This window comes from Salmonella sp. SSDFZ69 (assembly GCF_004010755.1).
In the GTDB taxonomy this organism is placed as follows: Bacteria; Pseudomonadota; Gammaproteobacteria; order Enterobacterales; family Enterobacteriaceae; genus Salmonella; species Salmonella enterica.
Genome location: NZ_CP034831.1, coordinates 3,897,292 through 3,912,518, shown reverse-complemented (window position 1 = coordinate 3,912,518; position 15,227 = coordinate 3,897,292). Strand labels below are relative to the sequence as shown.

The window sequence follows — 15,227 nt, the reverse complement described above, 5'->3', positions numbered from 1 at the left end:
ATTATTTTTGAAGCACTAAGTACGGAGAAGATATGAAACGTGCATTTATTATGGTGCTGGACTCATTCGGCATCGGCGCTACTGAAGACGCGGATCGTTTTGGCGACGTAGGTTCCGACACTCTGGGCCACATCGCAGAAGCTTGCGCCAAAGGCGAAGCTGACAATGGCCGTAAGGGCCCGTTGAATCTGCCTAACCTGACTCGTCTGGGGCTGGTGAAAGCGCATGAAGGCTCTACCGGTAAAATTGCCGCCGGCATGGACGGCAACGCGGACGTTATTGGCGCATACGCATGGGCGCACGAACTGTCCTCCGGCAAAGATACGCCGTCCGGCCACTGGGAAATCGCCGGCGTGCCGGTGCTGTTCGACTGGGGCTATTTCAGCGATCACGAAAACAGCTTCCCGCAGGAACTGCTGGATAAGCTGGTGAAACGCGCCAACCTGCCGGGCTATCTCGGTAACTGCCACTCTTCCGGTACGGTCATTCTGGACCAGCTCGGCGAAGAGCACATGAAAACCGGCAAGCCGATTTTCTACACCTCCGCTGACTCCGTGTTCCAGATTGCCTGCCACGAAGAGACCTTTGGCCTGGATAAACTCTACGAGCTGTGCGAAATCGCCCGTGAAGAGCTGACCGAAGGCGGCTACAACATTGGCCGCGTGATCGCGCGTCCGTTTATCGGCGACAAGGCCGGTAACTTCCAGCGTACCGGCAACCGTCACGACCTGGCCGTAGAACCGCCAGCGCCGACTGTGCTGCAGAAACTGGTCGATGAAAAACAGGGCCACGTGGTGTCCGTCGGTAAGATTGCCGACATCTACGCCAACTGCGGCATCACTAAGAAAGTGAAAGCGACCGGTCTGGACGCGCTGTTCGACGCGACCCTCAAAGAGATGAAAGAAGCGGGCGATAAAACCATCGTCTTCACTAACTTCGTCGACTTCGACTCTTCCTGGGGCCACCGTCGCGACATCGCGGGCTACGCCGCAGGCCTGGAGCTGTTTGACCGCCGTCTGCCGGAGCTGATGGAGCTGGTGGGGGAAGATGACATTCTAATCCTGACCGCTGACCACGGCTGTGACCCGAGCTGGACCGGTACTGACCATACCCGTGAGCACATTCCGGTGCTGATCTACGGTCCGAAAGTCAAACCGGGCTCTTTAGGTCACCGTGAAACCTTCGCGGATATCGGCCAGACGCTGGCGACCTACTTTGGTACATCGCCGATGGACTACGGTAAAAACATGCTGTGATACCCGTTGTCTTTCGCGCTGTAGATGCGTTGACTTCATTCGCTCACCCCGGTCACATAGTTAATCTATGCTCCCGGGGATTCACGAATTCGTCGCCTTCCTACAACGCGAAACCCTTAGGGTATTTCACTGTTTTTACACACGTTTTGTAGACCTGATAAGGCGTAGCCGCCATCAGGCAATAACAACAAATTTAAAGGGAACTGAAGATGGCAACTCCACATATTAATGCAGAAATGGGTGATTTCGCTGACGTCGTATTGATGCCGGGCGACCCGCTGCGTGCGAAGCACATTGCTGAGACTTTCCTCGAAGATGTCCGCGAAGTGAACAACGTTCGCGGCATGTTAGGTTTCACCGGGACTTACAAAGGCCGTAAGATCTCCGTGATGGGCCACGGTATGGGTATCCCGTCCTGCTCCATCTATACCAAAGAGCTGATCACCGATTTCGGCGTGAAGAAAATCATTCGCGTCGGCTCCTGCGGCGCTGTGCGCATGGACGTCAAACTGCGCGACGTGGTGATCGGTATGGGTGCCTGCACCGACTCCAAAGTGAACCGTATCCGTTTTAAAGATCATGACTTCGCGGCTATCGCTGACTTCGACATGGTACGTAACGCGGTTGACGCGGCAAAAGCGCTGGGCGTAGACGCGCGCGTGGGCAACCTGTTCTCTGCAGACCTGTTCTATTCTCCGGACGGCGAAATGTTCGACGTGATGGAAAAATACGGCGTACTGGGCGTAGAGATGGAAGCGGCGGGCATCTACGGCGTTGCGGCTGAGTTTGGTGCGAAAGCGCTGACCATCTGCACCGTGTCCGACCACATCCGTACCCACGAGCAGACCACAGCCGCTGAACGTCAGACGACCTTCAACGACATGATCAAAATCGCGCTGGAATCCGTACTGCTGGGCGATAAAGAGTAAGATTGTGAAGGGGGCCAGAGCAGGCCCCCTTCATCGTTTATTTCGTCAGCACTTCCCACTGTAAATTGCTTTCTAGCATGACCGTATCGGTAGCATGCGTAAATTGATTATCGTTCAAGACAGGTGTTAATGTCAGCGTGACGTTCATCATTTTCCCACTGACCTGCTGGTTATTATCCATCGCGATGATACCGTTGTTATTATGTAGCAACAGACTATCCAGGGCACTGTCATTGGGAGCAAAGCTCACTCTATCAAGGGTGCTGGCAATAGGATAACTTTTACCATCTACTATCATCTGACTAACACGTACGGCGAGACCACCGTTATTTCCAAAATAAAATCGTCCCTTTTCCCCCGCTGAGGCCTGCACAAAAAGAGCAATATTCTGGCTTTCTGGGCAACTCACACTAACGTGAACCTCCTGTGAAGACATTTGATTCCAGCCTTGCTGAGAATTGACGATATCATCTTGCTTAAGCCAGCCAAAGCTGACGTTTGGCGAAGAGAACGTTATTTGGCAGTCATCGTCGGCCCGGGCTGATGGAGGGAGTAGTGCGGTGAAGATACAACATATAGCAATCCCCAACCATTTGCTGTTGGATTTCATTGACAGACTCCCTTTGCCGTTTCATAAAATGCCTCTTTATCCTGGGTTTTCTGCAGCGTGTAGTGGATGCGACACAGACGATTCATATCATCATCAGCGGCATATAACGCAGGATTATCCCCAACATCGGTGATAAATACGCGTCCGCTGTCGACAGCGCTGACCAAATAGTTATTTTTTTCATCTACAATGCTGGTGCCTTTAGGTAGCCATGAGCCATCCGGACGCTTTACTGTCAGCATCACACGGCGTGTATTCAGCACGTTGAAATCCAGTACCCGAAAAGCGCTGTGCGCGACGGTAATATTCTTAATACCGTTTGCCAGTTCCATGCTCTTTGGTAGCGTATTCGCATTAACCTCTACGCGGGATTTCCGCCATTCAGTTAGCCCCGGAATGACGGCCTGCCCCCAGCGGTCAGTCCAGATTCGCCCCTGTGGCGTGGCGATTTCAATGCCGCTTTCTGGTTCACTCAGGCGTGCGATAGCAAAGGTATTTTTGATGGTGTAAGGCGAGAACGTTATGCCATGTTCATGTGCAGCGATGCCTCCGCTGAAGGTTGCGTTATAGTTGCGGTAATTATCGCCATCAGTGCCGCCGCCCACGCTGAGTTGAGTGTAATGAAGATTGCTATTGAGATTACCGTTGAAGCTATTTTGCTGGTTTTTTGCATCACGATCCGCAGAAATATAGTAATGGGTGTCTTTACTCAGCGAACCATTATTTTGTAGCCCATAGGTTGTTTTATCACCTTGATTACGCATATAAGCGCCGACGCGCTGCTCACCGAGTGGAATGCTGATGTTGATGTAAAACATATCATCATCATTACTGTCGTTATGATTCTCATCATCCTGATTAACAGCGTGCTGCCAGTTAGCGGTAATTGAGGCATATTTAAATGTTTTGCCCCAGGAAGCCATTATGCTGCGAGAGTCGTTGTCATTATCCGTAGCCTGATAAGTGTAATAACCCAGTGAGAAGGTACCTAACAGATTATGGTTCCAGGCGATATTAGCACTGGAGCTACTTTGATATTCGTAAGCATCTTTATTGAGCGCATCCGTTAACTCACGATATCCGTCGCTGTAGCGGGCGGTACTAACGTCAAGTCTGATTTCCCCGGGCAGCGCCATGCTGGCGCGTAGTTCACTTTTCGCACCCTGCAGAGATTCGCCAAAGGACGCTTTACTGCCCAGCATTGAGCCGGAAAACGTCCATTTGTTGGTTGGAAGCCATTGCAGCATCCCTCCTGCCGCTTGATAGTCTTGTGCCAGTACGCCAGACGCCTGCGCCAGCCAGTTTTCACTCAGTTTCCAACCATCGCTGATGTTATAGATCCAGGGGAGCGAATAGTCGCTGGTGGTATCACGTATGCGCCCTATGGACATTGTTAAGCCTGCGGGCGTGAGTTCGCGTAAATTAAAGGATACTGCCGGCACCGTGAAGGTTGTCGTTGAGCCATCGGTTTCAACGACGCTGACGTTAAGGTCGGTATTGCTGCGTATGATGGGGACATTTTCAAGGGTAAATGCCCCAGCGTTCACTGGTGCGGTATAAATAATCTGTCCGGACTGACGAACTTCAACGCGAGCCTGGTGGGTTCGGGCAATACCGTTAATGGTTACGCCTTGTGTATCCTGTGCCAGCCCTTGTTCAGGGATAAGCTGTACGCCGTTGATCGGCGCGCCACTGAATAGACTGGAGTTGACGTTGATCTGCCCAACTTGCGCACGCATTTTTTGTGCCTGAAATACGTGCTCCGCATAGGTATATAGACTATCGGTACGGTATTCTCCATCATTATTCGTCAGCATGTAGCGGCTGCGCAGCGTCCATTCCGCGAAGTTTAAGCCAGCTTCAAGGTTTGCCTGGGCATAGTTTCGGCTATCGCTACCGGATGACTCGCTGCGACTGGCGTACAGGTTATAGTTAAATAACCCGGCGGTGCCGCCTTTAATCACGTTGTTTAGCGAGAGTAAGTTATTATCCAGAGCCTGCGCCGGAACAAAAAGCTCCAGCGATTCACTGTTTGGCAGTGGGGTAATAATCGCTGAGGGATAATCTTCTTGTAGGCTATGGCATGTTTCTTTGGCGCTGATATTAAGCGGTACGAGCCCGCTGGCGCTGAGGAAATCGTCATCCACGCAAAGCTGGCCTTCTGTGTCGAAACGCGCGACCAACGACCCTCTATTTACGCCATTGATCTTTACCATGACGGTGTGGCTGCCTGGTAGAAAACGCGGCGCACGGGAAAAATATTGTGCCACGTTGGGGCTAATGCCTCTGGAGGTGAGAATACCCATGTCAAAATTCAGCTCCTCCGCCAGAGCCGAAAACGCCGTGGTCGCCAGTGAGCAATAAAGCGCAGTTTTGATGTATAGCGGCAGTTTTAAATACTTCACGTGCTAGCTCTCATCACGGCACCAGCGGTGAGGTAAAGCTGGGGACTTCAATGCCGTAACGGCTGGCAGGGTAAAAACGTACGGATGTATCAGCAGCAAGGGGCGTTTTTATACTGACGTTCAATGTTTCGCCGGGCAGAATATAGGTTTTTTTAATCGTGCCTTCGCCCCCGGAAGGTAAGAAGGTAATATTTTGGGCTAAACGTACAACGTAGGGAGACGGATTTTTGACGTTGATTGTTTGTCCGTTTCTGGACCAGGTTAATAATTTCCAGGCATCAGTAACGACCGGTAGATTTTTAGGACGAATTAATACCGGCAAATCCTGGCGTAGATTAAAACCTATTTTCATTCCTTTATCGGTAGATTTCGGAGGAATACCTTCAAACGTGACGCGCTTATAGTGCTCGACGGTGAGAGGTTCCGTGCTTTCCATAATAAAGCGTAGTTGCTGCTGCTGGCCTGCTTCAACGCGAACAACTGGTTGAGTGACATCCAGTTTCACACCATTGTCGTCAGGTAAATCAACGACGGTGGTATATAACAAAGCCGGATTGCTGTCGGTGTTTTTAACATTCATTACGCCGCTGTGTGTGGATTCTTCAATCACCAGTAGCGTAGTTTCCGGTACCATGCCGGCAGCGTTAGCCTGTGAAAAGAGTGTTGAAAAAACAAAAGGGACGCTGAGTAATAATAATGGAAGTTTAGTCACTGCTGGCATCAGGATTAGTCCTTTAATTTTAATCTGTCTCCCCATAATAAGGGAGACAGATCAATAACCTTTTTACACGGTCTGGATCAGAGATATTTAAGCGTGATGGTTGCCTGACCATCCAGATCAGTATCATCAGTAATGGCCAGCGTTGCAGTATTCTGAATAGCCAGTGAGGTTTTCAGCGGGAAAATGGCGAGGGTATACGGAACCGGTTCGGTGGTGCCTTTTGTAGCAACGGTAAACATTTCCATATTGCCGTTTTTGATAATCCCGGTGGAAGACTTCTGCCAGACTGGGCTATCAACGGTTCCTGAGATAGCGTCAGATTTTACACCATCAGCGGTAACGTTCGCGGTATCGGTATAAATAGAGAACGCGCCGATTTTTACACCTTCGGTTGTTTTGCCAACGCCGTAGGACATTGTGGTATCAGATACTATACTATTAGTCATATCGCCATTGGCTATGGAGATAACGGATGCGCCTGGGTGGGTGTCCGCACGGTCATCGGTAATAGTCCATGCTGCTTTGGTTGCAGACGGACAAGAGATACTCAGAGAGACATCTTTAGTACCCAGTTGGTTTACATCGGTTGCGGAAAGTGTGGCGAGGCGGATAGTACCGTAATCAACCACGCCGCCGCCGCTGAGTTCTGGGGTACAACCACCAACAACCAGTTGACCGGTGACTTTTAATACGGCAGTGGTGTCAGCATTCACGCTGGTTGTAGCAAAGGAAGCTGCAATTGCAGTAATAAGCAAAATTTTTTTCATTATAGTTCCATTAAAGAGGTGTTGAATATTCCATGTGAATGCTGGAGTTACAGATATACGAGTGTAAAGGTCGCCTGACCATCAAGCGTGGTGTTATCGGTAATAGCCAGTGTGTCCGTTCCCTGTATAGCGGCAGCTACGCGTATAGGAAATGTTGCGGTGGTAAAAGCGACGGGGCCATTGTCATCGCCAACACTATATGTATTGCGGGTTGGAAATGTATTGGTAAGCGCAACGTATTCGTTTGATGCTAAAGCCCAGACACCAGGATTCGAATCATTTGACGCTAGCATCTTCGTCTTAACTCCATCGACGGTCGAATTATTCGCGTCTATGGAGAGGCCGTATGCACCAATCTTGATACCATCTGCGGTTGTACCCAGACCTAGCTGATAGTTTGGTATTCTATTGTTCTGACCGCTAAATGTTGCGTTATCGATAGTCAGCGTTGTCGCCGAATCGGCATGATTATCGGTAGCGACCCAGCCAACTTTTGCCGGTGCAAGGCACTGAATCGTGAGTGTTATATCTTTGTATCCCAGTTGATTCGTCTGAGTTGGCAGCAGATCGCTAACGGCCTTAGTACCGAAATCTACAACGCCACCATCACTTAACTCTGGTATACATGCGCCGTTGGTTAAAACGCCAGTCAGTTTTAATACAGCAGTGGATTCAACCGCTTGCGCTGAAGTTGATAATCCTATTACGACAGAGGTCGCTATTAATAATTTTTTCATCAGTAATCCCTAACGATTAAGTATATTTCCAAATGACATGTAATGCGCGGGTCGGGATTCTATGAAGATAATGATATGTTGTAAATTTAATAAAATTAAATCTTGGTTAAGAAAAACTTTAATCATCATTGGTGATGATAAATGGTTTATAATTCGCTGGGTTTATGAAGTGCGGGGAAATAATATTAATTTTAAAGAATATAGTAGTTAGTGAGTGTGTTTTAACTATTTGTGCTATTCACTCATTTTTCAGAATATGTTGTTATGTTTAAATAATATCAGAGACACATTCGTCTCTCTGATATTATTCATTTAGCGCACAGCTTCTGCAATCCACGCCGACAGTTCCCGCAGTTCTTTTTCCTGCTCCGGGAAATCAATCAGCAGCGCTTCGCACGTTTCCTGTAGTTTATCCGCGCGGTACAAACACCCTTGCAGCCGCTCGGCCAGCGCTTCCAGCGGTGCCGGGTTCAGGCTATCGGTAAACGCCTGTGCGCGGGTAATCACACCTTTCTCGACGTCAAAATGCAGCTCGACGCCGCCCCAGGTGAAACGCTCGTCCAGCAGATGGCTGAACGCCGGTGCCTGGCCGAAATTCCACTCCCAACTGCTCTGGCGCGCAAAGGTTTCGGCAAAATTCGGCAGATCCGGCGTTTTATCCGGTGAAATCACTTCCGCGCCGACGCGTTCGCCGTAATGGGCGAAAAAGGCTTCCGTCACCGCCTGGCAGACCTGTTCATGGGTGATACCCGGTAATAGCTCGGTAAGATTGGCCACGCGGGAGCGAACGGAGGTAATCCCTTTCGCCGCAAGTTTCTTTTTATCGGGATTCAGATAGTTCGCCAGACGGCTGAGGTCGGCGTTCAACAGCAGCGTACCGTGATGGAAGCCGCGATCTTTGGTTTCGCGATAGGCTGAACCGGAGACTTTGCGATCGCCGTCCGGCGTTTTTACGACCAGATCGTTGCGTCCCGAAGCATCGGCCATGACCCCCAGCGAATTCAGCGCCGCGAGCACAATATGGGTGGAGATGGTTTTATCGTATTCCGGTTTACCGGCCATAAAGGTAAAGCAGGTATTACCGAGGTCATGGAATACCGCGCCGCCGCCGCTGCTACGGCGGGCCAGACGGACGTTATCTTCTTCCATACGCCGCGTATTACACTCTTTCCACGGGTTTTGCGCGCGTCCAATGACCACCGTATCCGCGTTGCGCCACAGGAACAGCACGCGCTGGGTGGCGGGCATCTGGCGGAAAATGCACTCCTCGACCGCCAGGTTAAACCAGGGATCGTAAGAGTCAGAAATAAGCAGGCGTAATGTTGTCATAGTGGTTTTCCTTACCTTTATTAAGCCGTCATTTTACTCTTTTTCCTCACGCTCTTCCTCTTCCGGAACAGGCTTGCTGGCCGTTAACAGGAAGGGCGACTGCTGCCAGCGGGTGCGTTTACCTTGTAGCAAGGTGCGCGTCAGCACCACGCCTATCGCCAGCGAGAGTAGCAGCATCAGGCGTAGAATGTTGGTGGTGTTATCGACCTGCTTTGCTTCGGTGGCCAGCGTGTGGGTATCCAGCGTCAGACGCAGGTAGCCCAAGGGGCCGTTTTTCCCCTGGATAGGCTCGACAATTTGTTGGTTAAAATAGCTGCCCGCTTTTTTGCCATCCAGCGCCAGCCTGTCGCGCACATTGACGCTTTCGCCAGCGCGAGTAATAAGATCGCCCTGTTCATCATAGACGCCGGCATCCAGAATACGGCTCTCTTGCGTGAGCTGACGCAGCACGGCGTTGATGCGATTTTCATCCGGTGTTTCGCTGCGCATCAGCGGGGCGATGTTGAGCGTCACCTGGCGCGCCAGCGTGCGGGCCAGCTCTTCCAGCTGCGGATTGCGCTGTCGCTGGTGGTTTTGACTAAACCATGAAGCGCCCTGCATGAGCGCGACGAGCAGTGTGAGACAGAACAATACAATGACTGCACGATGCAGCCGAAATTTCAGTTTTGCGCGAGCCATATTCCACCTGCTGAAAATTTGAGGCTTAATGTTGCCAGAAGCGATGGTTACAAGGTAGCCTCATGCGTTATTTTCCGCGGGGCGGTTACCGGCCTGAACGATTTACAGGAGCTTTAATGCCTAACATTACCTGGTGCGATCTGCCTGAAGATGTCTCTTTATGGCCTGGTTTGCCTCTTTCTTTAAGCGGCGACGAGGTGATGCCTCTGGATTACCATGCAGGCCGCAGCGGTTGGCTGCTGTATGGGCGCGGGCTGGATAAGCAGCGTTTAACTCAATATCAGACCAAACTGGGCGCCGCAATGGTGATTGTCGCCGCCTGGTGCGTGGAGGATTATCAGGTCATTCGTCTGGCGGGGTCGCTGACGCCGCGTGCGACGCGGCTGGCGCATGAGGCGCAGCTGGATGTCGCGCCGCTGGGTAAAATTCCGCATCTGCGCACGCCGGGGCTGCTGGTGATGGATATGGATTCCACGGCGATCCAAATTGAGTGTATCGATGAAATCGCGAAGCTGGCCGGTACCGGTGAGAAGGTGGCTGAAGTGACGGAGCGCGCGATGCGCGGCGAGCTTGATTTTACCGCCAGCCTGCGCAGCCGCGTGGCGACGCTGAAAGGCGCGGATGCCGATATTTTGCGCCAGGTGCGCGGGAATCTGCCGCTAATGCCAGGATTAACGCAGCTGGTGCTAAAACTGGAAGCGCTTGGCTGGAAAATCGCTATCGCCTCCGGCGGCTTCACTTTCTTCGCCGACTATCTGCGTGACCAGCTACGCCTGACGGCGGCGGTCGCCAATGAGCTGGAGATCATGGACGGTAAATTTACCGGCCACGTTATCGGCGATATTGTGGATGCTGAGTATAAAGCCAATACCTTGCTTCGTCTGGCGCAAGAGCATGACATCCCGCTGGCGCAGACGGTGGCGATTGGCGACGGCGCTAACGATCTGCCCATGATCAAAGCGGCAGGGTTAGGTATTGCCTTCCATGCCAAGCCAAAAGTAAACGAAAAGACGGAGATTACGATCCGCCACGCTGACCTGATGGGCGTGTTTTGCATTCTCTCCGGCAGCATGAACCAGAAATGATTAACCTGCCCAATGGCAAGGCGACCGTAGGCCGGATAAGCGTCAGCGCCATCCGGCAACAGCGTTAACGAAAGAGGTAAAACGTGGCAAAAGCTCCCAAACGCGCCTTTGTTTGTAATGAATGCGGGGCCGATTACCCGCGCTGGCAGGGGCAATGCAGCGCCTGCCATGCCTGGAACACCATTACCGAGGTGCGCCTTGCCGCATCGCCGACGGTGGCGCGTAACGAACGTCTGAGCGGATACGCCGGCAGTGCGGGCGTATCAAAAGTGCAGAAACTGTCTGACATCAGTCTTGAGGAACTGCCGCGCTTTTCTACCGGTTTTAAAGAGTTTGACCGCGTGCTGGGCGGCGGGGTGGTACCCGGCAGCGCCATTTTGATTGGCGGTAACCCCGGCGCGGGCAAATCAACGTTGCTGCTGCAAACGCTGTGCAAGCTCGCCGAGCAGATGAAAACGCTGTACGTCACCGGCGAAGAATCGCTACAGCAGGTGGCGATGCGCGCGCACCGTCTCGGCCTGCCGACCGCTAATCTGAATATGCTCTCCGAAACCAGCATCGAGCAGATCTGCCTGATAGCGGAAGAAGAACAGCCGAAACTGATGGTGATCGACTCCATACAGGTGATGCATATGGCGGACATCCAGTCGTCGCCGGGCAGCGTCGCCCAGGTCCGCGAAACGGCAGCCTACCTGACGCGCTTCGCCAAAACGCGCGGCGTGGCGATCGTGATGGTCGGCCACGTCACCAAAGACGGGTCGCTGGCGGGGCCGAAAGTGCTGGAACACTGTATCGATTGCTCAGTATTGCTCGACGGCGACGCCGATTCTCGTTTCCGCACGCTGCGCAGCCACAAAAACCGCTTTGGCGCAGTCAATGAGCTGGGCGTCTTCGCCATGACCGAACAGGGGTTGCGCGAAGTGAGCAATCCGTCCGCCATCTTTTTAAGCCGCGGCGATGAGGTCACTTCCGGCAGTTCAGTGATGGTCGTCTGGGAAGGTACGCGACCGTTGCTGGTGGAGATTCAGGCGCTGGTCGATCACTCGATGATGGCGAACCCCAGACGCGTGGCGGTCGGTCTGGAACAAAACCGTCTGGCAATCCTGCTGGCGGTGCTGCACCGACACGGCGGTCTGCAAATGTCGGATCAGGACGTCTTCGTCAACGTGGTCGGCGGCGTGAAAGTCACCGAAACCAGCGCGGATCTGGCTTTACTGCTGGCGATGGTCTCCAGCCTGCGTGACAGGCCGTTGCCGCAGGATCTGGTGGTGTTTGGCGAAGTGGGGCTGGCAGGCGAGATTCGTCCGGTGCCGAGCGGGCAGGAGCGTATTTCCGAGGCGGCGAAACACGGCTTTCGTCGGGCGATTGTGCCTGCCGCCAACGTACCGAAAAAGCCGCCGGAAGGAATGCAGGTGTTCGGTGTTAAAAAGCTCGCAGATGCGTTAAGCGTGTTTGACGACTTATAATTCGCTGTATGTAGTGATGTTGTATAATTTGCCGGATGGCGATGCAATGCGTCTTATCCGGCCTACGGATTGATACGGATTGATGTTGTAGGCCTGATAAGCGAAGCGCCGTCAGGCAGTGTTATGCGATTTTTCCAGCAGGAGGCTCTTGTGTCATCGTTCGACTATCTCAAAACCGCGATTAAGCAGCAAGGTTGCACTCTGCAACAGGTGGCTGACGCCAGCGGTATGACCAAGGGGTATCTGAGTCAGTTACTTAACGCCAAAATCAAAAGCCCCAGCGCGCAAAAACTGGAGGCGCTACACCGTTTTCTCGGGCTGGAGTTTCCCCGCCGGCAGAAAAACATTGGCGTGGTGTTCGGTAAATTTTATCCATTGCATACCGGACACATCTACTTGATCCAGCGCGCCTGTAGCCAGGTGGATGAGTTGCATATCATTATGGGATATGACGATACGCGCGACCGCGGGCTGTTTGAGGATAGCGCCATGTCGCAGCAGCCCACCGTGTCGGATCGCCTGCGCTGGTTGCTGCAAACCTTCAAATACCAAAAAAATATTCGCATCCACGCCTTTAATGAAGAGGGGATGGAGCCTTATCCGCATGGCTGGGACGTCTGGAGCAACGGCATTAAAGCGTTTATGGCAGAGAAGGGAATACAGCCGAGCTGGATCTACACTTCCGAAGAGGCTGATGCGCCGCAGTATCTTGAGCATTTAGGGATTGAGACGGTGCTGGTCGATCCTGAACGCACGTTTATGAATATCAGTGGGGCGCAAATCCGCGAAAATCCGTTTCGTTACTGGGAATATATTCCTACCGAAGTGAAGCCGTTTTTCGTGCGTACCGTCGCGATTCTGGGCGGGGAATCAAGCGGCAAGTCTACGCTGGTCAATAAGCTCGCCAATATTTTTAATACCACCAGCGCCTGGGAATATGGCCGCGACTATGTCTTTTCGCATCTGGGCGGCGATGAGATGGCGTTACAGTATTCCGACTACGATAAAATCGCGCTGGGCCATGCGCAATATATTGATTTTGCAGTGAAATATGCGAATAAAGTGGCGTTTATCGATACCGATTTCGTCACCACCCAGGCATTTTGCAAAAAATACGAAGGGCGCGAGCATCCCTTTGTCCAGGCGCTGATCGACGAGTATCGCTTCGACCTGGTGATTTTGCTGGAGAATAATACGCCGTGGGTAGCTGACGGACTGCGAAGCCTGGGCAGTTCAGTGGATCGCAAAGCGTTCCAGAGCCTGTTGGTCGAGATGCTGAAAGAAAACAACATTGAGTTCGTTCACGTTAAAGAGGCTGATTACGATGGCCGCTTTTTGCGCTGTGTGGAACTGGTGAAAGAGATGATGGGCGAGCAGGGATAAGAACCAATGCCTGATGCGACGCTTACCGCGTCTTATCAGGCCTACAGTTTCACAACGTATTGGAATCGCTGGGTTTGTAGGCCGGGTAAGCGCAAGCGCCACCCGGCATTCAGACATTTATTTGGCAATACGCTTGTACTTGATACGCTTCGGCTCCAGCGCCTCGGCGCCCAGCGTGCGTTTCTTGTACTCTTCGTATTCGGTAAAGTTGCCTTCGAAGAATTCCACCTTACCTTCATCCTGATAATCCAGAATGTGGGTGGCGATACGGTCGAGGAACCAACGGTCGTGCGAGATAACCATCGCGCAGCCAGGGAACTCCAGCAGGGCGTTTTCCAGCGCGCGCAGGGTTTCGATATCCAGGTCGTTCGTCGGTTCGTCGAGCAGCAGGACGTTGCCGCCCACCTGCAGCAGTTTCGCCAGATGCAAACGACCGCGCTCACCGCCGGACAGTTCGCCAACGCGTTTGCCCTGATCGACGCCTTTGAAGTTGAAGCGGCCTACATAGGCGCGGCTTGGCATTTCAGTGTTGCCGATCTTCATGATATCCAGCCCGCCGGACACTTCTTCCCAGACGGTTTTGCTGTTGTCCATCGCGTCGCGGAACTGATCGACCGAGGCCAGCTTGACGGTTTCACCCAGCGTAATGGTGCCGCTATCAGGCTGCTCCTGACCGGACATCATGCGGAACAGGGTCGATTTACCCGCGCCGTTTGGCCCGATGATCCCGACGATAGCGCCTTTCGGCACCGAGAAGCTCAGGTCGTCGATCAGTACGCGGTCGCCGTAGGATTTACGCAGGTTGCTGACTTCAATGACTTTGTCGCCCAGACGCGGTCCTGGTGGAATAAACAGTTCGTTGGTTTCGTTACGTTTCTGATACTCAACGCTGTTCAGTTCTTCAAAGCGAGCCAGACGCGCCTTACCTTTCGACTGACGGCCTTTCGCGCCCTGACGCACCCACTCCAGCTCTTTCTCAATGGATTTACGGCGCGCCGCTTCGGCAGACGCTTCCTGCGCCAGACGCTGATCTTTCTGCTCCAGCCAGGAGGAGTAGTTGCCTTCCCACGGAATACCTTCGCCGCGGTCAAGTTCCAGAATCCAACCGGCAACGTTATCGAGGAAGTAACGGTCGTGGGTAATCGCCACGACGGTGCCTTCGAAGTCGTGCAGGAAACGTTCCAGCCACGCAACAGACTCGGCATCCAGGTGGTTGGTGGGTTCGTCGAGCAGCAGCATGTCCGGCTTTTCCAGCAACAGACGGCACAGCGCCACGCGACGGCGCTCGCCGCCGGACAGTTTTTCGACTTTGGCATCCCAGTCCGGCAGACGCAGAGCGTCAGCAGCGCGCTCAAGCTGCACGTTCAGGTTATGACCGTCGTGCGCCTGGATAATCTCTTCAAGCCGGCCTTGCTCTGCCGCCAGCTTGTCGAAGTCGGCATCCGGATCGGCATACAGCGCGTACACTTCATCCAGACGTTTGAGGGCGTTAACCACTTCCGAAACGGCCTCTTCAATCGACTCGCGTACCGTGTGTTCCGGGTTTAGCTGAGGTTCCTGCGGCAGGTAGCCAATCTTAATGCCGGGCTGCGGGCGCGCTTCGCCCTCGATATCTTTATCGAGACCCGCCATGATGCGCAGCAGGGTAGACTTACCGGCGCCGTTAAGGCCCAGCACGCCGATTTTGGCGCCAGGGAAGAAGCTCAGCGAGATGTTTTTCAGAATATGACGTTTCGGCGGAACCACTTTGCCGACACGATGCATGGTATAAACGAATTGAGCCACGTTGGACTTCGCCTCTATGTTTATCGTGATGGTGAATAGATTTCAAAGGCGAAGTGTAGCCTTTTTCCCTGCCTAA

At 52.8% G+C, this 15,227-nt stretch carries 13 protein-coding genes; 5 read left to right on the top strand and 8 right to left on the bottom strand.

The features are described 5' to 3' along the window. Positions 1 to 32 precede the first annotated feature (32 nt). On the top strand, positions 33 to 1,256 hold the full coding sequence (gene deoB / locus EOS98_RS19405; RefSeq protein ID WP_000816454.1) for a phosphopentomutase: 1,224 nt from the start codon (positions 33 to 35) through the stop codon (positions 1,254 to 1,256). 209 nt (positions 1,257 to 1,465) lie between these two features. Next, on the top strand, positions 1,466 to 2,185 hold the full coding sequence (gene deoD, locus EOS98_RS19400; RefSeq protein WP_000224864.1) for a purine-nucleoside phosphorylase: 720 nt from the start codon (positions 1,466 to 1,468) through the stop codon (positions 2,183 to 2,185). A 37-nt stretch (positions 2,186 to 2,222) separates the two neighbouring features. Here deoD and EOS98_RS19395 read toward each other — a convergent pair whose 3' ends face one another. From EOS98_RS19395 to EOS98_RS19365, 7 genes are all read right to left on the bottom strand, one after another. Beyond that, positions 2,223 to 2,795: an outer membrane protein gene (locus EOS98_RS19395; RefSeq protein ID WP_000841604.1), complete on the bottom strand. Its 573-nt coding sequence runs from the start codon at positions 2,793 to 2,795 to the stop codon at positions 2,223 to 2,225. After that, positions 2,792 to 5,200: a fimbrial biogenesis outer membrane usher protein gene (locus EOS98_RS19390; protein ID WP_126524312.1), complete on the bottom strand. Its 2,409-nt coding sequence runs from the start codon at positions 5,198 to 5,200 to the stop codon at positions 2,792 to 2,794. The genes EOS98_RS19395 and EOS98_RS19390 overlap by 4 nt, the downstream gene beginning before the upstream one ends. Before the next feature lie 13 nt (positions 5,201 to 5,213). After that, on the bottom strand, positions 5,214 to 5,921 hold the full coding sequence (gene stjC, locus EOS98_RS19385; protein ID WP_001112033.1) for a fimbrial biogenesis chaperone StjC: 708 nt from the start codon (positions 5,919 to 5,921) through the stop codon (positions 5,214 to 5,216). Positions 5,922 to 5,998: 77 nt separating this feature from the next. Next, a complete protein-coding gene (locus tag EOS98_RS19380; protein ID WP_000722276.1) occupies positions 5,999 to 6,688 on the bottom strand; it encodes a DUF1120 domain-containing protein in 690 nt (229 codons plus the stop codon). Positions 6,689 to 6,735: 47 nt separating this feature from the next. Further along, a complete protein-coding gene (locus EOS98_RS19375; protein WP_126524311.1) occupies positions 6,736 to 7,425 on the bottom strand; it encodes a DUF1120 domain-containing protein in 690 nt (229 codons plus the stop codon). A 312-nt stretch (positions 7,426 to 7,737) separates the two neighbouring features. After that, positions 7,738 to 8,754 carry a lipoate--protein ligase LplA gene (lplA, locus tag EOS98_RS19370; protein WP_126524310.1) on the bottom strand — a complete coding sequence of 339 codons (1,017 nt, stop codon included), beginning with the start codon at positions 8,752 to 8,754 and terminating at the stop codon, positions 7,738 to 7,740. A 33-nt stretch (positions 8,755 to 8,787) separates the two neighbouring features. Continuing rightward, complete coding sequence (locus tag EOS98_RS19365; protein WP_000090067.1) at positions 8,788 to 9,432, bottom strand: YtjB family periplasmic protein; 645 nt, start codon at positions 9,430 to 9,432, stop codon at positions 8,788 to 8,790. Positions 9,433 to 9,548: 116 nt separating this feature from the next. Between EOS98_RS19365 and serB the strand changes: the two genes are divergently transcribed. The 3 genes from serB (at position 9,549) to nadR (ending at position 13,366) form a co-directional block, all read left to right on the top strand. Next, positions 9,549 to 10,517: a phosphoserine phosphatase gene (serB, locus tag EOS98_RS19355; protein WP_001132983.1), complete on the top strand. Its 969-nt coding sequence runs from the start codon at positions 9,549 to 9,551 to the stop codon at positions 10,515 to 10,517. A gap of 83 nt (positions 10,518 to 10,600) precedes the next feature. Continuing rightward, on the top strand, positions 10,601 to 11,983 hold the full coding sequence (gene radA, locus EOS98_RS19350; protein ID WP_001029710.1) for a DNA repair protein RadA: 1,383 nt from the start codon (positions 10,601 to 10,603) through the stop codon (positions 11,981 to 11,983). 150 nt (positions 11,984 to 12,133) lie between these two features. Then, entirely contained in the window at positions 12,134 to 13,366 is a 1,233-nt protein-coding gene (nadR, locus tag EOS98_RS19345; protein WP_001519486.1) for a multifunctional transcriptional regulator/nicotinamide-nucleotide adenylyltransferase/ribosylnicotinamide kinase NadR, read from the top strand. 117 nt (positions 13,367 to 13,483) lie between these two features. Here nadR and ettA read toward each other — a convergent pair whose 3' ends face one another. Beyond that, entirely contained in the window at positions 13,484 to 15,151 is a 1,668-nt protein-coding gene (gene ettA, locus EOS98_RS19340; RefSeq protein ID WP_000046770.1) for an energy-dependent translational throttle protein EttA, read from the bottom strand. Positions 15,152 to 15,227 lie beyond the last annotated feature (76 nt).

Excerpts from the sequence above, each read along its gene's own strand:
- deoB (WP_000816454.1), top strand. The coding sequence starts at position 33 with ATGAAACGTGCATTTATTATGGTGCTGGACTCATTCGGCATCGGCGCT.
- deoD (WP_000224864.1), top strand. The coding sequence starts at position 1,466 with ATGGCAACTCCACATATTAATGCAGAAATGGGTGATTTCGCTGACGTC.
- EOS98_RS19395 (WP_000841604.1), bottom strand. The coding sequence starts at position 2,795 with ATGAAATCCAACAGCAAATGGTTGGGGATTGCTATATGTTGTATCTTC.
- stjC (WP_001112033.1), bottom strand. The coding sequence starts at position 5,921 with ATGCCAGCAGTGACTAAACTTCCATTATTATTACTCAGCGTCCCTTTT.
- EOS98_RS19380 (WP_000722276.1), bottom strand. The coding sequence starts at position 6,688 with ATGAAAAAAATTTTGCTTATTACTGCAATTGCAGCTTCCTTTGCTACA.
- EOS98_RS19375 (WP_126524311.1), bottom strand. The coding sequence starts at position 7,425 with ATGAAAAAATTATTAATAGCGACCTCTGTCGTAATAGGATTATCAACT.
- lplA (WP_126524310.1), bottom strand. The coding sequence starts at position 8,754 with ATGACAACATTACGCCTGCTTATTTCTGACTCTTACGATCCCTGGTTT.
- EOS98_RS19365 (WP_000090067.1), bottom strand. The coding sequence starts at position 9,432 with ATGGCTCGCGCAAAACTGAAATTTCGGCTGCATCGTGCAGTCATTGTA.
- serB (WP_001132983.1), top strand. The coding sequence starts at position 9,549 with ATGCCTAACATTACCTGGTGCGATCTGCCTGAAGATGTCTCTTTATGG.